Origin of the sequence: Streptomyces sp. NPDC019443, assembly GCF_044389785.1 — a bacterium.
Taxonomy (GTDB): domain Bacteria; phylum Actinomycetota; class Actinomycetes; order Streptomycetales; family Streptomycetaceae; genus Streptomyces.
This window is the reverse complement of the sequence record NZ_JBIRYJ010000014.1, coordinates 57,473-75,173: the sequence shown is the minus strand read 5'-3', so window position 1 is coordinate 75,173 and position 17,701 is coordinate 57,473. Positions and strand designations below refer to the sequence as shown.

Here is a 17,701-nt window from a genome sequence, read left to right as displayed (position 1 = left end):
ACGTTCGCTCTTCGACGGAGACTAGCGGGCATGACCGCTCCAGTCAGCGAGAACAGACGAAAAGTCCTGGTCAGCATCGACCGACCAGGACATTTCTGACATATCGGCCTGCTTTTTTGGCCAAGATTCTGCCAATGCGGCCGCTGCGGAGGTTTTCGAGGCCCCTCTGCGGAAGCGCTAGGCCCCCGAAACGGCCGATCGCACCTCGTCCGCGAAACGCGCCGCCGACTCCCGCAGCGCCGCCACGTCCGGACCGTGCCGCAGCACGCCGCGGCTCACGCTCGGCACGACATTGCCGACCGCCGCGCCGAAGACGCCGGGAAGGTCCGCCGGGGTCGCGCCCTGCGCGCCGATGCCCGGAGCCAGCAGCGGCCCGTTGATGTCGAGATTCACACCCGCGTCGCCCAGCGTCGCGCCGACCACCGCGCCGACCGAGCCGAGCGGCCGCGCACCGGCGTTCTCCACGGTCATGTGGTCCAGCATCACCTGCGCGAGGGATCGCCCGTCCGCAGCGGTGGAGCGCTGCACCTCCGCGCCCTCCGGGTTCGAGGTGAGGGCGAGTACGAACACGCCCGCGCCGGAGAGCGCCGCTGCGTCCAGCGCCGGACGCAGCGAGCCGAAGCCCAGGTACGGCGAGAGGGTCACCGCGTCCGAGAAGAGAGGCGAGTCCTTGTCGAGGAAGGTCGCGGCGTACGCGCCCATCGTCGAGCCGATGTCCCCCCGCTTGGCATCCATCAGCACCAGCGCGCCCGCCGCCCGCGCCTCCTCGACCGCCTTTTCCAGGACGGCGATGCCGCGCGAGCCGAAGCGCTCGAAGAACGCCGACTGGGGCTTCAGGACGGCGACCCGGTCGGCCAGGGCCTCCACGGTCGTACGCGTGAAGCGCTCCAGGCCGGCGATGTCGTCGTTCAGGCCCCAGGCGGTCAGCAGGGACGCGTGCGGGTCGATGCCGACGCAGAGCGGGCCACGGGTGTCCATGGCGTGGCGCAGGCGTGCACCGAACGGTTCGAGGGTCACTTGGCTGCCTTCCGGGTCTCGGCGCCGACGGCCTCGGCGAGGGTGGCGTACGCGGAGGCCTTGAGCCGGGCGGCCAGGCCCTTGTGGATGGCGCGGGCGTAGAAGGGGCCCTCGTAGATGAAGGCGCTGTAGCCCTGCACGAGCGTGGCGCCCGCGAGGATGCGCTGCCAGGCGTCCTCGGCGTTCTCGATGCCCCCGACGCCGATGAGCGTGATCCGGTCGCCCACGCGCGCGTACAGGCGGCTCAGCACCTCCAGGGAGCGCGCCTTGACCGGCGCTCCGGACAGTCCGCCGGTCTCCTTGGTCAGTGCCGGATCGGACTTCAGGCCGAGGCCTTCACGCGCGATGGTCGTGTTGGTGGCGATGATGCCGTCCAGGCCGAGTTCGAGGGCCAGGTCCGCAACCGCGTCCACGTCTTCGTCCGCGAGGTCCGGCGCGATCTTGACCAGGAGGGGGACGCGGCGGTCTTCGACGCTGCGGTCGGCCGCCTCGCGTACGGCCGTCAGCAGCGGGCGCAGCGATTCGGTCGCCTGGAGGTTGCGCAGGCCGGGCGTGTTCGGCGACGAGACATTGACGACCAGGTAGTCGGCGTGGCGCGCCAGGCGCTCGGTCGACGTCACGTAGTCGGCCGCCGCCTCCGCCTCGGGCACGACCTTCGTCTTGCCGATGTTGACGCCCACGACGGTCCTGAAGACCGCCTTCCGGGAAGCCAGCCGCTCGGCGACGGCCGCCGAGCCCTCGTTGTTGAAGCCCATGCGGTTGATCAGCGCACGGTCCGGTACGAGCCGGAACAGCCGCTGCTTGGGGTTGCCCGGCTGCGGCTGTGCCGTGACCGTGCCGATCTCGATGTGGTCGAAGCCGAGCATCGACATGCCGTCGATGGCGACGGCGTTCTTGTCGAAGCCTGCGGCGAGGCCGAACGGGCCGTGCATGCGCAGACCGAGCGCCTCGGTGCGCAGCTCCTTGTGGCGGGGCGCGAGCACGGCCGCGATGAACGTACGCAGGACGGGGATGCGGACCGCGAGCCGGATCCAGCGGAAGGCCAGGTAGTGGGCCTGCTCCGGGTCCATCCGCTTGAAGAGGAGATTGAAGACGAACTTGTACATGGTGGTGTCCTCGCAAAGAGGGGGACACCGTTTCCGGTGTCCCCCTCCCCGATTGCTAGTCGCGGGCCGCGGTCAGGTGTTCTGCGTGTTCCTGGAGTGAACGCACACCCACATCCCCGCGGTTGAGCGCGTCGATGCCCTGGACAGCGGCAGCGAGCGCCTGGACCGTCGTCAGGCAGGGCACGGAGCGCGCCACCGCCGCCGTACGGATGTCGTAGCCGTCGAGACGGCCGCCGGTGCCGTACGGGGTGTTGACGATGAGGTCGACATCGCCGTCGTGGATGAGCTGGACGATGGTCCGCTCGCCGTTGGGGCCCGCGCCCTCGCTCTGCTTGCGCACGATGGTGGCATTGATGCCGTTGCGCTTGAGCACCTCGGCCGTGCCGGACGTGGCGAGCAGCTCGAAGCCGTGCGCGACCAGTTCACGGGCCGGGAAGATCATCGAGCGCTTGTCGCGGTTGGCGACGGAGATGAACGCGCGGCCCTTGGTGGGCAGCGGACCGTACGCGCCCGCCTGGGACTTGGCGTACGCCGTGCCGAACACCGTGTCGATGCCCATGACTTCACCGGTGGAGCGCATCTCCGGGCCGAGGACGGTGTCGACGCCGCGGCCGTGGATGTCGCGGAAGCGGGACCACGGCATCACGGCCTCCTTGACGGAGATCGGCGCGTCCATCGGGAGCGTCCCGCCGTCGCCGCTCGATGGCAGCAGGCCCTCGGTGCGCAGCTCGGCGATGGTCGCGCCGAGCGAGATGCGGGCGGCGGCCTTCGCCAGCGGCACGGCGGTCGCCTTCGAGGTGAAGGGGACGGTCCGCGAGGCACGCGGGTTGGCCTCGAGGACGTACAGGATGTCCCCGGCCATCGCGAACTGGATGTTGATCAGTCCGCGTACCCCGACGCCGCGCGCGATGGCCTCGGTCGAGGCCCGCAGCCGCTTGATGTCGAAGCCGCCGAGCGTGATCGGGGGCAGTGCGCAGGCCGAGTCGCCGGAGTGGATGCCGGCCTCCTCGATGTGCTCCATCACGCCGCCGAGGTAGAGCTCGGTGCCGTCGTAGAGCGCGTCGACGTCGATCTCGATCGCGTCGTCGAGGAACCGGTCGACCAGCACCGGACGGGTGGGGCTGATCTCGGTGGACTCGGCGATGTACGACTCGAGGCGGGCCTCGTCGTACACGATCTCCATGCCGCGCCCGCCGAGCACGTACGACGGGCGTACGAGGACGGGGTAGCCGATCTCGTCGGCGATGGACTTGGCCCCGGCGAAGGTGGTCGCGGTGCCGTGCTTGGGGGCGGGGAGTCCGGCCTCGGCGAGGACGCGGCCGAAGGCGCCGCGGTCCTCTGCGGCGTGGATGGCCTCCGGGGGCGTGCCCACGACGGGCACGCCGTTGTCCTTGAGCGCCTGTGCCAGGCCGAGCGGGGTCTGGCCGCCCAGCTGGACGATCACACCGGCGATCGGGCCGGCCTGCGACTCGGCGTGGACGATCTCCAGGACGTCCTCCAGGGTGAGCGGCTCGAAGTAGAGCCGGTCGGAGGTGTCGTAGTCGGTGGAGACGGTCTCGGGGTTGCAGTTGACCATCACGGTCTCGTAGCCGGCGTCGCTGAGGGCGAAGGAGGCGTGGACGCAGGAGTAGTCGAACTCGATGCCCTGGCCGATGCGGTTGGGCCCCGAGCCGAGGATGATCACGGCGGGCTTCTCGCGCGGCGCGACCTCGCTCTCCTCGTCGTAGGAGGAGTAGAAGTACGGGGTCTTCGCGGCGAATTCGGCGGCGCAGGTGTCGACCGTCTTGTAGACCGGGCGAACGCCCAGCGCGTGCCGGACCTCGCGTACGACGTCCTCGCGCAGCCCGCGGATCTCGGCGATCTGGACGTCGGAGAAGCCATGGCGCTTTGCGTCCGCGAGCAGCTCGGGGTCGAGCTTCTCGGCGGCGGCGAGCTCGTCGGCGTACTCCTTGATCAGGAAGAGCTGGTCGACGAACCAGGGGTCGATCTTCGTCGCTTCGAAGACCTCTTCGGGGGTGGCGCCCGCTCGGATGGCCTGCATGACGGTGTTGATCCGGCCGTCGGTGGGGACCTTGGCGGCCAGCAGCAGCCCGCCCTTGTCGCCGGGATCGCCGGTGAAGGAGAACTGCGAGCCCTTCTTCTCCAGCGAGCGCAGGGCCTTGTTGAGCGCCTCGGTGAAGTTCCGGCCGATCGCCATGGCCTCGCCCACCGACTTCATGGTGGTGGTGAGGGTGGCGTCGGCGGACGGGAACTTCTCGAAGGCGAAGCGCGGCACCTTGACGACGACGTAGTCGAGCGTGGGCTCGAAGGACGCCGGGGTCTTCTCGGTGATGTCGTTGGGGATCTCGTCGAGGGTGTAGCCGACGGCGAGACGGGCGGCGATCTTGGCGATCGGGAAGCCGGTGGCCTTCGACGCCAGCGCCGAGGACCGCGACACCCGCGGGTTCATCTCGATGACGATGATCCGGCCGTCGTCAGGGTTGACGGCGAACTGGATGTTGCAGCCGCCGGTGTCCACACCGACCTCGCGGATGATCGCGATGCCGACGTCGCGCAGCCGCTGGTACTCACGGTCCGTCAGCGTCATCGCGGGCGCGACGGTGATCGAGTCGCCGGTGTGCACGCCCATGGGGTCGAAGTTCTCGATGGAGCAGACGACCACGACGTTGTCGTGCTTGTCGCGCATCAGCTCCAGCTCGTACTCCTTCCAGCCGAGGATGGACTCCTCCAGGAGCACCTCGGTGGTCGGCGAGAGTGTGAGGCCCTGTCCCGCGATACGGCGCAGCTCGTCCTCGTTGTGCGCGAAGCCGGAGCCGGCGCCGCCCATGGTGAAGGAGGGGCGGACGACGACCGGGTAGCCGCCCAGCTCGTCGACGCCCGCCAGGACGTCGTCCATGGTGTGACAGATGACCGAGCGGGCGGACTCGCCGTGGCCGATCTTGGCGCGGACGGCCTCGACGACGCCCTTGAACAGGTCGCGGTCCTCGCCCTTGTTGATCGCCTCGACATTGGCGCCGATGAGCTCGACGCCGTACTTCTCGAGGACACCCTGCTCGTGCATGGAGATCGCGGTGTTGAGCGCGGTCTGGCCGCCGAGGGTGGGCAGCAGCGCGTCGGGGCGCTCCTTGGCGATGATCTTCTCGACGAACTCCGGGGTGATCGGCTCGACGTACGTGGCGTCGGCGATCTCCGGGTCGGTCATGATCGTCGCCGGGTTGGAGTTCACCAGGATGACGCGCAGGCCCTCGGACTTGAGGACGCGGCAGGCCTGGGTGCCGGAGTAGTCGAACTCGGCGGCCTGGCCGATGACGATCGGGCCGGAGCCGATGACCAGGACGGACTGGATATCGGAGCGCTTAGGCACGCTGGCCCTCCATCAGGGATACGAAGCGGTCGAAGAGGTACGCGGCGTCGTGCGGGCCCGCGGCCGCCTCGGGGTGGTACTGGACGCTGAAGGCCGGCTGGTCGAGCAGCTTCAGGCCCTCCACCACGTTGTCGTTGAGGCAGACGTGGGAGACCTCGGCGCGGCCGTAGGGGGTCTCGGAGACCTTGTCGAGCGGCGCGTCGACGGCGAACCCGTGGTTGTGGGCGGTGACCTCGACCTTGCCGGTGGAGCGGTCCTGCACGGGCTGGTTGATGCCGCGGTGGCCGTACTTCAGCTTGTACGTGCCGAAGCCGAGCGAGCGGCCGAGCAGCTGGTTGCCGAAGCAGATGCCGAAGAGCGGGGTCCTGCGCTCCAGTACGCCCTTGATCACGGTCAGGTCGGCGGTCGCCGGGTCGCCGGGACCGTTGGAGAGGAACACGCCGTCGGGGTTCACGGCGTACACGTCATCGACCGTGGCGGTGGCGGGCAGGACGTGCACCTCGATGCCGCGCTCGGCCATCCGGTGCGGGGTCATGCCCTTGATGCCGAGGTCTATGGCGGCGACGGTGAAGCGCTTGGTTCCGATCGCCGGGACGACGTACGCCTCGGTGGTGGCCACCTCTGCGGAGAGGTTCGCGCCCTTCATCTGGGGGGCTTCCTGCACCCGCGCGAGCAGCGTGGCCTCGTCGGCGAGCGCATCGCCGGAGAAGATGCCGACGCGCATCGCGCCGCGCTCACGCAGATGGCGAGTGAGCGCACGGGTGTCGATGCCGCTGATGCCCACCACGCCCTGGGAGACGAGCTCGTCGTCCAGGGAGCGCTGGGAGCGCCAGTTGGAGGGCACCCGCGCGGGGTCGCGGACGACATAGCCGGCGACCCAGATCCGCTTGGACTCGTCGTCCTCGTCGTTGACGCCGGTGTTGCCGACGTGCGGGGCGGTCATCACGACGACCTGACGGTGGTACGAGGGGTCGGTGAGCGTCTCCTGGTAACCGGTCATGCCGGTGTTGAACACCGCCTCGCCGAAGGTCTCCCCCACGGCCCCGTAGGCGCGGCCGCGGAAGGTGCGGCCGTCCTCCAGGACGAGTACGGCGGGAGACACCCCTTGCCTCTTCGAGGCGTGCCCCGGATTGGAGGTCGTCATCGTGCGGTGCCTTCCGTCGTGCTGTTCACAGTGCTCATGGTGTTGATCGCCTCGACCCAGGCGGCCTGCTCGGCCGCGTGGTCGGAGCGGAAGCCGGAGTCGATCAGCTTGTCGCCGTGCGCCCAGGTGACGATCAGCAGTCCGCCCTCGGCGAGGACCTTGCCCGCGATGCCCTTGTCCAGCCTGGCCTCGCGCAGGGCCGCCTGCGGGACGAAGAAGTCCCGCGCGCCGGGGCGTACGACCTCGAGGCCCGCGTCCGTGAGCCTGAGCTCGACCCGGCTGCGTGCGCCCAGGCCCTGGGCGACGATCCGGTCCAGCCACTGCCCTGCGGTCGTGGAGCCGTGGTAGCGGCCGGTCAGCTCAAGTTTCGCCTCGCCCGGCGCCTCCGGCACGGCAGGCAGCTCGGGCAGGTCGGACTGGAGGCTGCCGCGCCACTTCCATCCCTGGCGCATCAGCCAGTAGACGAACGCGATGAACAGCAGCAGTCCGACGACCCAGCCGATGCGGGCGGCCCAGTCGGTCACATCCGCCGACTTCTGCTCGGCGGCGATTTGGATGAGAGATGTCACGCGAGCTTCCCGTCGACGACCGTGGCCCGGCCCCGCAGGAAGGTGTGGGTCACGCGTCCCGGCAGCTCACGGCCCTGGTAGGGGGTGTTGCGGCTGCGGGAGGCGAAGCCCGCGGGGTCCACGAGTCCACGGTATGCCGGATCGACGAGCGTGAGGTTCGCGGGCTCACCTGCCGAGACGGGGCGGCCGTGGCCGTCCAGACGGCCGATCTGCGCCGGACGGAAGGACATCCGGTCGGCGACCGCGGCCCAGTCGAGCAGCCCGGTCTCGACCATCGTCTGCTGGACGACGGAGAGCGCGGTCTCCAGGCCCACCATGCCCATGGCGGCCGCGGCCCACTCGCAGTCCTTGTCCTCGTGCGGGTGCGGGGCGTGGTCGGTGGCGACGCAGTCGATGGTGCCGTCGGCGAGGGCCTCGCGCAGGGCCATGACGTCGGCCTCGGTGCGCAGCGGCGGGTTCACCTTGTAGACCGGGTTGTACGTACGTACCAGCTCGTCGGTGAGCAGCAGGTGGTGCGGGGTGACCTCGGCGGTGACGTTCCAGCCCTTGGACTTGGCCCAGCGGACGATCTCGACCGAGCCTGCCGTCGAGAGGTGGCAGATGTGGACACGGGAGCCGACGTGGGCGGCGAGGAGGACATCGCGGGCGATGATCGACTCCTCGGCGACGGCCGGCCAGCCGCCGAGGCCGAGCTCGGCGGAGACGATGCCCTCGTTCATCTGGGCGCCCTCGGTGAGGCGGGGCTCCTGGGCGTGCTGGGCGACGACGCCGTCGAATGCCTTCACGTACTCCAGCGCGCGGCGCATGATCACGGCGTCGTCGACGCACTTGCCGTCGTCGGAGAAGACCTTCACGCCGGCTGCGGAGTCGTGCATCGCGCCGAGCTCGGCGAGCTGCTTGCCCTCCAGACCCACGGTGACGGCGCCGACGGGCTGCACGTCGCAGTAGCCGGACTCCTTGCCGAGGCGGTAGACCTGCTCGACGACGCCTGCGGTGTCGGCGACCGGGAAGGTGTTCGCCATGGCGTGTACGGCGGTGAAACCGCCGACAGCGGCCGCCTTGGTGCCGGTGAGGACGGTCTCGGAGTCCTCGCGGCCGGGCTCGCGCAGATGGGTGTGCAGGTCGACGAGACCGGGCAGCAGGATCTGCCCCTCGGCCTCGACGACGGTCGCGTCGCCGGCCTCGATTCCCGTACCGACCTCGGCGATGGTCTCGCCGTCGATCAGGACGTCCTCCGCCTCGCCGCCCAGCACCTTCGCGCCACGAATAAGGATCTTGCTCATGGTTACTTCTTCTCCTCGGTGCGGGTGGGGCTGATGGCGGGCTCGTTGCCGCCCAGAAGCAGATACAGGACGGCCATGCGGGTCGAGACGCCGTTGGCGACCTGCTCGACGGCCGTGCAGCGGTCGGAGTCGGCGACCTCGGCGGTGATCTCCATGCCGCGGTTCATCGGGCCGGGGTGCATGACGATGGCGTGCTCCGGCATCCGGGCCATGCGGTCGCCGTCCAGGCCGTAGCGGCGCGAGTACTCACGCTCGGTCGGGAAGAAAGCGGCGTTCATCCGCTCGCGCTGCACACGCAGCATCATCACCGCGTCGGACTTCGGCAGTACCTCGTCGAGTGCGAACGACACCTCGCACGGCCAGTTCTCGACGCCGATCGGCACCAGGGTGGGCGGAGCGACCAGCGTGACCTCGGCGCCGAGGGTGTGCAGCAGCAGGACGTTGGAGCGGGCCACCCGGCTGTGCAGCACATCGCCGACGATCGTGATCCGGCGCCCGTCCAGGCCACGCCCTATCCCGGCGTCCGCGCCGACCAGCCGGCGGCGCATGGTGAAGGCGTCGAGCAGCGCCTGCGTGGGGTGCTCGTGGGTGCCGTCCCCGGCGTTGACGACCGCGCCGTCGATCCAGCCGGAGGTGGCGAGCCGGTAGGGGGCTCCGGACGCGCCGTGCCGGATGACGACGGCGTCCGCGCCCATCGCCTCCAGGGTCAGCGCGGTGTCCTTGAGGGACTCGCCCTTGGAGACCGAAGACCCCTTGGCGGAGAAGTTGATGACGTCGGCGGAGAGCCGCTTGGCGGCGGCCTCGAAGGAGATCCGGGTCCGCGTCGAGTCCTCGAAGAAGAGGTTGACCACGGTGCGGCCGCGCAGGGTCGGCAGTTTCTTGATCGGCCGGTCGGCGACCCGGGCCATCTCCTCGGCGGTGTCGAGGATCAGCACGGCGTCGTCGCGGGTGAGGTCGGCGGCCGAGATGAGGTGGCGCTTCATCTGGGTGTGCTCCGTTGTCTGGAGGTCGGGCGTCCGGGGTTGTCACCCGGACAGCGCGGCGGCATGCGGGCGCGCAGTTGGCACGTCCGTACGGGATTCGGAGGCGTACGGAGGAGTGCTACTGCTCGCCGGCCGGGGCGGTCTCGCGGACACCCAGCAGCACGGTGTCGCGACCGTCCTCCTCGGCGAGCTGGACCTTGACCGTCTCCCGCAGCGACGTGGGGAGGTTCTTGCCGACATAGTCGGCGCGGATCGGGAGTTCGCGGTGGCCGCGGTCGACCAGAACTGCAAGCTGCACGGCGCGCGGCCTGCCGATGTCGCCGAGGGCGTCGAGCGCGGCGCGGATGGTGCGACCGGAGAAGAGCACGTCGTCGACGAGGACGACCAGCCGGCCGTCGACGCCGTCACCGGGGATCTCCGTGCGGGCCAGCGTGCGGGCGGGCCGCAGGCGCAGGTCGTCGCGGTACATGGTGATGTCGAGCGAGCCGACCGGGATCTTGCGGCCGGTGATCTCTTCGAGCTTGTCGGCCAGCCGGCGGGCGAGGTAGACACCGCGGGTCGGAATGCCGAGAAGCACCACGTCGTCGGCGCCCTTGGCGCGTTCGACGATCTCGTGGGCGATGCGGGTCAGTACCCGCGCGATGTCGGGGGCCTCGAGAACGGGGCGTGCCGCATCGGAGCTGTCGTGCGTGTCCATATGAAACGGACCTCCTTCTCCGCCTCACGGGACGGACCTTAAAGGACGTCGAAATTACGCCACCCACGTTACCAGGGCCTTGCGGGGCCCCGGTCGCGGACCCCGGTCCCGCCGCAGGCGGAGACCGTACGGACCTTTTCGGCTTGACGCACCCAAGTAACGCTGCGTAACCTCACAGTGAGTGACCAGCCGCGCGGCGGAGCCGCACGTCGACCCAGTGTCCGGGGAGCTATATGTCCAGCGAATACGCAAAACAGCTCGGGGCCAAGCTCCGCGCCATCCGCACCCAGCAGGGGCTTTCCCTCCACGGAGTGGAAGAGAAGTCCCAGGGCCGCTGGAAGGCCGTTGTAGTCGGTTCGTACGAGCGTGGCGACCGTGCGGTGACCGTGCAGCGCCTCGCCGAGCTGGCGGACTTCTACGGCGTCCCGGTCCAGGAACTGCTTCCTGGCACCACGCCGGGCGGGGCCGCCGAGCCGCCGCCGAAGCTCGTCCTGGATCTGGAGCGGCTCGCCCACGTGCCGCAGGAGAAGGCGGGCCCGCTGCAGCGCTACGCCGCCACGATCCAGTCCCAGCGCGGCGACTACAACGGCAAGGTGCTGTCGATCCGCCAGGACGACCTGCGCACCCTTGCCGTCATCTACGACCAGTCGCCGTCGGTCCTGACCGAGCAGCTCATCAGCTGGGGCGTGCTCGACGCGGACGCGCGGCGCGCGGTCACCCACGAAGAGGGCTGACGCCACTTCAGGAGAAACGTCACATCGGAGGGCGAACCCGCTATGTGCGGGTTCGCCCTCCGTTGCGTCCGGCCCGGACATGCACCAGGCCCGAAGCGGAAGATTGTTCGTCTTCCGCTTCGGGCCTGGTGCAGCCGGGTGCGCGCTAGTCGCGACGCAGGCTCGGCTTGAGGTCCTTGAAGCGGCCGAGCAGGCCGTTCACGAACGACGGGGACTCGTCGGTGGAGAACTCCTTGGCGAGCTGCACCGCCTCGTCGATCACCACCGCGTCCGGGGTCTCGTCCACCCACACCAGCTCGTACGCGCCGAGCCGGATGATGTTGCGGTCGACGACCGGCATCCGGTCGAGGGTCCAGCCGACCGAGTAGGTGGCGATGAGGTCGTCGATCCGGTCCGCGTACTGCGCGTACCCCTCGACGAGCTCCATCGTGTACTCGCCGACCGGCGGCTGCCGGTCGTCGGTCCGCGCGTGCCGCACCCAGTCCGCGAGGACCGTCTGCACGGACGCACCGCGCTGGTCGGCCTCGAAGAGGATCTGAAAGGCGCGCTTACGGGCCTTGTTCCGGGCAGCCACGGTTAGCTGTTCACCCGGCCGAGGTACTCACCGGAGCGGGTGTCGACCTTGATCTTCTCACCGGTGGTGATGAAGAGCGGGACACCGATCTCGTAGCCGGTCTCCAGCGTGGCGGGCTTGGTGCCACCGGTGGAGCGGTCGCCCTGGACGCCGGGGTCGGTGTGCTGGATGGTCAGCTCGACGGCGGCGGGCAGCTCGACATAGAGCACCTCGCCCTCGTGCTGGGCGACGCTGGCGGTGAAGCCCTCGATCAGGAAGTTCGCGGCGTCACCGACGGCCTTGCGGTCGATGTGCAGCTGGTCGTAGGTCTGCATGTCCATGAAGACGAAGTAGTCGCCGTCCATGTACGAGAACTGCATGTCGCGGCGGTCGACGGTGGCCGTCTCGACCTTCACGCCGGCGTTGAAGGTCTTGTCGACGACCTTGCCGGAGAGCACGTTCTTGAGCTTGGTGCGCACAAAGGCAGGGCCCTTGCCGGGCTTGACGTGCTGGAACTCGACGACGGACCAGAGCTGGCCTCCGTCGAGCTTGAGCACCATGCCGTTCTTGAGGTCGTTCGTGGAAGCCACGGTTGCGGAATCTCCTGGACTGACGCTGGTGGACGACCGAGGACGCGCGCTCGGCTGAGCTAGAGCGCGAGCAGCTCCTTGGTCGTGATGGTGAGTAGCTCGGGTCCGCCGTCCGCCTCCTGGCGCACGACGAGCGTGTCATCGATCCGGACACCGCCCCGGCCCGGGAGGTGGACCCCCGGTTCGACGGTGACCGGCACACAAGCGTCCAGTTTACCCATGGCCGCAGGGGCCAGCTGCGGGTCCTCGTCGATTTCGAGCCCGACGCCGTGCCCGATGAGCGGCGGGAGGCCCTCCCCATGGCCCGCGGCGTCCAGGATCTGGCGGGCCGCATGGTCCACATCGCGATACGCGGCGCCCGGTGAGAGAGACTCCCGGGCGGCCCGCTGAGCGGTGAAGACAATGTCGTACAGCTCGATCTGCCAGTCCGCCGGGGTCGTCCCGATCACAAACGTACGGCCGATCTCGCAGCGGTAGCCGCGGTAGTTGGCACCCACGCAGACGGCGAGGAAATCCCCCTCCTCGACCCGGCGGTCGGTGGGACGGTGGCCGCCGCGGCCCGAGTTGGGTCCGGTGGCGACAGAGGTCGGGAAGGCGGGCCCGTCGGCGCCGTGGTCGACGAGCCGGCGCTCCAACTCCAGGGCGAGATGCCGTTCGGTACGGCCCACCAGGATCGACTCCAGCAGTTCGCCGAGGGCCTGGTCGGTGATCTCGGCCGCGATCCGCAGGCAGGCGATCTCCTCCTCGTCCTTGACGATCCGCTGCTGCTCGACGGCGAGACCCAGGTCGGCGAGACGCAGCCGGGGCGCGACCGAGCCGACCGCCCGGTGCCTCGCGACGGTCAGATGGTGCTCCTCGACGGCGAGGCACTCGACGCCTACGGTCCGCGCGAGCTCGGCTGCCGCGACCACCGGGTCGCCGGCCGAGGTCGGCAGGACGGTCAGCCGCAGTTGCTCGTCGGGGTGGCCGTCGGCGGGGTCGTCGGTGGGTGTACTGGGGCAGAGAAGGCTGTCTTCGCCGGGGCCGAGCAGCAGCACGGCGCCGGGCGGCGCGCCGCCCGCGAGATAGCGGACGTTGGCGGGACGGGAGACCAGGACCCCGGCGCTGCCGGTGGCCGCGCACCGGTCGCGCAGTCGGTCGCGGCGGATCCCATACACCTCTGACATGTCACGAGCCTACGAGCGTGGGCGCGGCTCGGCCTGGTCAGCGCGTCCGACCGGGGGTGCGCACGGGGGTCGGGCGGGTGCCTGGCACGCGTGTGCCCGGGCTACCAGTTCGGCGGGCTCGCGATGGACCGGGCCAGTACGTCGTCGAGCACCCGGGCCGTGGTCTCCACGTCGTACTTGGAGTTGTCGATTATCGGCAGCCCGGATCCGTACCAGCCGGCCATCCGGCCGTGGATGCTGGCGACTTCCTCGTCCGACAGGCGGCGGTTGCCGCTGCGCTCGGCGTTGCGCTCCAGCACGATCTCGAGGCCGGGGAGCAGGACGACGGGCAGCAGGCCCGGGCCGACATGGCGCTTCCAGCCGCCGAGGCCGACGACCGGCCGGTCCGGGAAGACCGCGTCGTCCAGGATGCAGGAGATGCCGTTCGCCAGGAAGTTGCGGGCGGCGAAGCCGCAGGTGCGGCGGGCGAGGCGGTACTGCGCCTCGGAGTGCTCGTTCCAGCCGGACTGGGGGTCGGCGAAGCCGGAGCAGACCCATTCGCGTACGTCGTCGAGGCTGATGTGCGCGGTCGGGACGCGGCGGCTGGTGGCCCAGTGCCGGGCCACGGTCGTCTTGCCCGCGCCGGCCGGGCCGATCAGCAGGACGGCGAGGGTGGTCACGCCGGTGCCGCTGTCGGCGGGCGGCGGGGCGGGTATGGGAACCGGGCCGCCGGGCGGCAGCTGGATGTGCCCGGTCGTCTCACGGGACGTCGGCGCGGAGGCGTGCTGGGATGCGGGCCCTGACCAGCCGGGGGCGGGATGCCCACCGTGCGGACGACTCTGCGGGTGCGGAGGGCCCGCGGGAGCCGCGGGCAGCTGTCCCTGCGGCGGATGCCCGGGAGGCGGTCCGGCGGGCCGGCCCTGCGGGTGCCGAGGCTCGGCGGGAGCTGCGGGAGGCGATCCGGCAGGCGGCCGGCCCTGCGGCGGCGGACCGGCGGAAGCCGCGGGAGGCGGTCCGGCGGGAGCACCCGGCGGCGGCCCCGGGTGCTGGGCGCTGTGTGTCCATCCGGCCGGTCCGTGCCCCGGTCCGTGGGGCGGCGGCAGCGGAGCCCCCACTGCGTGCTGCATCCGGTGCCACTCCGTCTCGTACGACTGACGCTGGTCAGGCGGCACTCGGCCGCCTTGCTACCGAACGGTACCTCCCCGTCCGCCCCCTGTGGGAACGGCCGGGGAAGGTCCAAAGTGCCCTGTCAGTCAGTCAATTCCTCGGCCAGGGCGCGCAGAGCGAGACGGTACGAGCCGATGCCGAAGCCCGCGACCGTGCCGCTGGCGACCGCCGCGACCACCGACGTGTGCCGGAATGCCTCACGCGTGTACGGATTCGAGATGTGCACCTCGATCAGCGGAGCGGTCCGCTGGGCGGCCGCATCGCGCATCGCGTACGAGTAGTGCGTGAAAGCACCGGGGTTGAGAACGACCGGAATTGAGCCGTCTGCGGCCTCGTGCAGCCAGCGGATCATCTCGCCCTCGTCGTTCGTCTCGCGTACGTCGACGTCGAAGCCGAGCTCCTTGCCGAGCTGCCGGCAGGTCTCCACCAGACCCGCATAGGAGGTCGCGCCGTAGACGTCGGGCTCGCGGGAGCCGAGCCGCCCGAGGTTGGGGCCGTTGAGGACGAGCACCCGGCGGGTCATGCGGAGACCTCTCCGTACGCGGCGAGCAGCACCGCCGGGTCCGGGCCCTCCAGCACGGTCGGCTTGGCGAGGCCGTCGAGAACGATGAAACGCAGCAGATTGCCGCGGGACTTCTTGTCGACCTTCATGGTCTCCAAGAGCTTCGGCCACTGGTCGCCGCGGTAGGTGAGCGGCAGTCCGACGGACTCCAGGACGGAGCGGTGCCGGTCCGCGGTCGCGTCGTCCAACCGGCCTGCCAGACGGCCCAGTTCGGCGGCGAAGACCATGCCGACCGAGACGGCCGCGCCGTGCCGCCACTTGTAGCGCTCGTTCTTCTCGATGGCATGGGCGAGCGTGTGCCCGTAGTTGAGGATCTCGCGCAGCCCGGACTCCTTGAGGTCGTTGGAGACGACCTCGGCCTTCACCCGGATCGAGCGCTCGATCAGCTCGGCGGTGTGCGGCCCGGCGGGAGTGCGCGCGCCCTGCGGGTCGGCCTCGACCAGGTCGAGGATCGCCGGGTCGGCGATGAAGCCCGCCTTGATGATCTCGGCCATACCGCTGACGTAGTCGTTGACGGGCAGCGAGTCCAGCGCGGCGAGATCGCACAGCACCCCGGCGGGCGGGTGGAACGCGCCCACGAGGTTCTTGCCCTCGGCGGTGTTGATGCCGGTCTTGCCACCGACGGCCGCGTCGACCATCCCGAGCACGGTCGTCGGCAGAGCGATCCACCGCACGCCCCGCAGCCAGGTCGCTGCCACGAAGCCCGCGACGTCGGTGGTGGCGCCGCCGCCGACGCCGACGATGACGTCGCTACGGGTGAAGCCGGTCTGGCCGAGTGCCTTCCAGCAGTACGCGGCAACCTCGACGGTCTTGGCCTCCTCGGCGTTCGGCAGCTGGATCGCGATCGCCTCGTAGCCCTGGGAAGCCAGGTCCTCGCGGATCGCGTCGCCGGTGCCGGCCAGCGCCTCGGGGTGCAGCACGGCGACCCTCTGGGCGCGGCCGATCAGCCCGGGGAGCTCGCCGAGCAGCTGCCGGCCGACCAGCACCTCGTACGGATCGGAGCCTTCCGTACCGCCGACCTGGATACGGGTCACAGCCTGGTCCGTCATGCCTGCTTCTCCAGCTTCAGGGCGTCGAGGATCGCTTGGGCGACCTCTCCGGGGGTGCGGTCGTCCGTGGCGACGACAACGCGGGCGACTTCGGTGTACAGGTGGCGGCGTGCGTCCATCAGCTCCCGCCACTGGCGGCGAGGATTGACGGCGAGCAGCGGGCGCGCCTGGTTGAGGCCGACCCGCCTGACGGCCTCCTCCACGTCCAGCGAGAGATAGACGACGGGCAGCCCGGCCAGCAGTTCGCGGGTCGAGTCGTCGAGGATCGCGCCGCCGCCGAGGGCGAGCACGCCCGGGTGCTCGGCGACCGCGGCTCGTACGGCCTGCCGTTCGAGCTCACGGAAGTACAGTTCGCCCTCGTCGACGAAGATGTCCGCGATCTCCCGGCCCTGGGCCGCGACGATGTCGGCGTCGGTGTCCCGGTAGGGCACGCCGAGCCGCTCGGCGAGCAGCTCGCCGACGGTGGACTTGCCCGAGCCCATGGGCCCGACCAGGACGATCAGCGGCGTCAGCGGCGCGTTCACCGGATGTGCAGGCTGTCGAGGTAGGACCGCACATTGCGGCTGGTCTCGGTCACGCTGTCGCCGCCGAACTTCTCGGCGACCGCGTCCGCGAGCACGAGCGCGACCATCGCTTCGGCGACGATCCCCGCGGCCGGGACGGCACACACGTCGGAACGCTGGTGATGGGCGGCCGCGACCTCGCCGGTGGCGACGTCGACGGTGGCCAGCGCGCGCGGCACGGTCGCGATCGGCTTCATCGCCGCCCGTACACGCAGCAGCTCGCCCGTCGACATGCCGCCCTCCGTACCGCCGGAGTGGCCGGAGGTGCGGCGGATCCCGTCCGCGGTCGGCACGATCTCGTCGTGCGCCTTCGACCCGGGCACCCGCGCGAGCTCGAAGCCGTCGCCGACCTCGACGCCCTTGATCGCCTGGATGCCCATGAGCGCGGCGGCGAGGCGGGCGTCCAGCCTGCGGTCCCAGTGCACGTGCGAGCCGAGGCCGACCGGCACTCCGTACGCCAGCACCTCGACCACACCACCAAGGGTGTCGCCGTCGTTGTGGGCCTGGTCGATCTCCGCGACCATCGCCTTCGACGCGTCCGCGTCCAGGCAGCGCACCGGGTCGGCGTCGAGCTTCGCCTCGTCGGAGGGCTTGGGGTAGACGCCGTACGGAGCCTTCGCCGCGGCCAGCTCGACGACATGGGAGACGATCTCGATGCCCGTCGTCTCCTTGAGGTACGAGCGGGCCACCGCGCCCAGCGCGACGCGCGCGGCGGTCTCGCGGGCGCTGGCCCGCTCCAGGATCGGCCGGGCCTCGTCGAGTGCGTACTTCTGCATGCCCGCCAGGTCGGCGTGACCGGGCCGCGGGCGGGTCAGCGGGGCGTTACGGGCCAGTTGCGCGAGCTCGTCGGGGTCGACCGGGTCGGCCGCCATGACCTTCTCCCACTTCGGCCACTCGGTGTTGCCCACCATCACCGCGACCGGCGATCCCATGGTCAGCCCGTGCCGTACGCCGCCGAGGAAGGTCACCTCGTCACGCTCGAACTTCATCCGCGCACCGCGCCCATAGCCGAGGCGTCGCCGGGCAAGGTGATCCGCCACCATCTCCGTGGTGATCGGCACACCGGCGGGAAGACCCTCCAGCGTCGCCACCAGTGCGGGTCCGTGCGACTCCCCCGCCGTCAGCCAACGCAACCTGCTCAACGGTAATCCTCCTGCTCGCGCCTGGAACTGCCA

17 protein-coding genes are annotated in these 17,701 nt (G+C 70.4%); 1 reads left to right on the top strand and 16 read right to left on the bottom strand.

Annotated features, from left to right (window positions below):
* Positions 1 to 177: 177 nt before the first annotated feature.
* The 8 genes from pyrF to pyrR all read right to left on the bottom strand — a co-directional run bounded on the left by pyrF (position 178) and on the right by pyrR (position 10,163).
* On the bottom strand, positions 178 to 1,017 hold the full coding sequence (pyrF, locus tag ACH492_RS31600) for an orotidine-5'-phosphate decarboxylase (RefSeq protein ID WP_398991504.1): 840 nt from the start codon (positions 1,015 to 1,017) through the stop codon (positions 178 to 180).
* Positions 1,014 to 2,123 carry a quinone-dependent dihydroorotate dehydrogenase gene (locus tag ACH492_RS31595; protein ID WP_398991502.1) on the bottom strand — a complete coding sequence of 370 codons (1,110 nt, stop codon included), beginning with the start codon at positions 2,121 to 2,123 and terminating at the stop codon, positions 1,014 to 1,016. The genes pyrF and ACH492_RS31595 overlap by 4 nt, the downstream gene beginning before the upstream one ends.
* Positions 2,124 to 2,178: 55 nt before the next feature.
* Entirely contained in the window at positions 2,179 to 5,487 is a 3,309-nt protein-coding gene (gene carB, locus ACH492_RS31590; RefSeq protein ID WP_398991500.1) for a carbamoyl-phosphate synthase large subunit, read from the bottom strand.
* Positions 5,480 to 6,631 carry a glutamine-hydrolyzing carbamoyl-phosphate synthase small subunit gene (gene carA / locus ACH492_RS31585; RefSeq protein WP_398991498.1) on the bottom strand — a complete coding sequence of 384 codons (1,152 nt, stop codon included), beginning with the start codon at positions 6,629 to 6,631 and terminating at the stop codon, positions 5,480 to 5,482. The genes carB and carA overlap by 8 nt, the downstream gene beginning before the upstream one ends.
* The gene (locus ACH492_RS31580; protein WP_398991496.1) at positions 6,628 to 7,200 is read right to left on the bottom strand and encodes a hypothetical protein; all 573 of its coding nucleotides are present in this window, start codon (positions 7,198 to 7,200) and stop codon (positions 6,628 to 6,630) included. Before ACH492_RS31580 ends, carA begins: the two co-directional genes overlap by 4 nt.
* Positions 7,197 to 8,483: a dihydroorotase gene (locus ACH492_RS31575; protein WP_398991494.1), complete on the bottom strand. Its 1,287-nt coding sequence runs from the start codon at positions 8,481 to 8,483 to the stop codon at positions 7,197 to 7,199. The genes ACH492_RS31580 and ACH492_RS31575 overlap by 4 nt, the downstream gene beginning before the upstream one ends.
* A 2-nt stretch (positions 8,484 to 8,485) precedes the next feature.
* On the bottom strand, positions 8,486 to 9,466 hold the full coding sequence (locus ACH492_RS31570; protein ID WP_398991492.1) for an aspartate carbamoyltransferase catalytic subunit: 981 nt from the start codon (positions 9,464 to 9,466) through the stop codon (positions 8,486 to 8,488).
* Positions 9,467 to 9,584: 118 nt separating this feature from the next.
* The gene (pyrR, locus tag ACH492_RS31565) at positions 9,585 to 10,163 is read right to left on the bottom strand and encodes a bifunctional pyr operon transcriptional regulator/uracil phosphoribosyltransferase PyrR (RefSeq protein WP_398991490.1); all 579 of its coding nucleotides are present in this window, start codon (positions 10,161 to 10,163) and stop codon (positions 9,585 to 9,587) included.
* Positions 10,164 to 10,396: 233 nt separating this feature from the next.
* Here pyrR and bldD point away from each other — a divergent pair, with 233 nt between their 5' ends.
* Positions 10,397 to 10,897 (top strand): transcriptional regulator BldD, encoded by a 501-nt coding sequence (gene bldD / locus ACH492_RS31560; RefSeq protein ID WP_266489365.1) that lies wholly within the window; start codon positions 10,397 to 10,399, stop codon positions 10,895 to 10,897.
* Between the two features lie 145 nt (positions 10,898 to 11,042).
* On the opposite strand, the gene nusB is transcribed toward bldD, so the two are convergent.
* The 8 genes from nusB to aroC all read right to left on the bottom strand — a co-directional run bounded on the left by nusB (position 11,043) and on the right by aroC (position 17,668).
* Complete coding sequence (gene nusB / locus ACH492_RS31555) at positions 11,043 to 11,471, bottom strand: transcription antitermination factor NusB (protein WP_398991488.1); 429 nt, start codon at positions 11,469 to 11,471, stop codon at positions 11,043 to 11,045.
* A 2-nt stretch (positions 11,472 to 11,473) separates the two neighbouring features.
* Positions 11,474 to 12,040, bottom strand: a complete 567-nt coding sequence (gene efp / locus ACH492_RS31550; protein WP_307664651.1) for an elongation factor P — start codon at positions 12,038 to 12,040, stop codon at positions 11,474 to 11,476.
* A 59-nt stretch (positions 12,041 to 12,099) separates the two neighbouring features.
* Entirely contained in the window at positions 12,100 to 13,206 is a 1,107-nt protein-coding gene (locus ACH492_RS31545; protein ID WP_398991486.1) for an aminopeptidase P family protein, read from the bottom strand.
* Between the two features lie 101 nt (positions 13,207 to 13,307).
* Positions 13,308 to 14,312 (bottom strand): AAA family ATPase, encoded by a 1,005-nt coding sequence (locus tag ACH492_RS31540; RefSeq protein WP_398991484.1) that lies wholly within the window; start codon positions 14,310 to 14,312, stop codon positions 13,308 to 13,310.
* A 122-nt stretch (positions 14,313 to 14,434) separates the two neighbouring features.
* Positions 14,435 to 14,875 (bottom strand): type II 3-dehydroquinate dehydratase, encoded by a 441-nt coding sequence (gene aroQ / locus ACH492_RS31535; protein ID WP_398991482.1) that lies wholly within the window; start codon positions 14,873 to 14,875, stop codon positions 14,435 to 14,437.
* Entirely contained in the window at positions 14,872 to 15,963 is a 1,092-nt protein-coding gene (aroB, locus tag ACH492_RS31530) for a 3-dehydroquinate synthase (RefSeq protein WP_307664647.1), read from the bottom strand. Before aroB ends, aroQ begins: the two co-directional genes overlap by 4 nt.
* Positions 15,960 to 16,445: a shikimate kinase gene (locus tag ACH492_RS31525; protein ID WP_398991664.1), complete on the bottom strand. Its 486-nt coding sequence runs from the start codon at positions 16,443 to 16,445 to the stop codon at positions 15,960 to 15,962. Before ACH492_RS31525 ends, aroB begins: the two co-directional genes overlap by 4 nt.
* Before the next feature lie 38 nt (positions 16,446 to 16,483).
* Positions 16,484 to 17,668, bottom strand: a complete 1,185-nt coding sequence (gene aroC / locus ACH492_RS31520) for a chorismate synthase (protein WP_398991481.1) — start codon at positions 17,666 to 17,668, stop codon at positions 16,484 to 16,486.
* Positions 17,669 to 17,701: the final 33 nt, after the last annotated feature.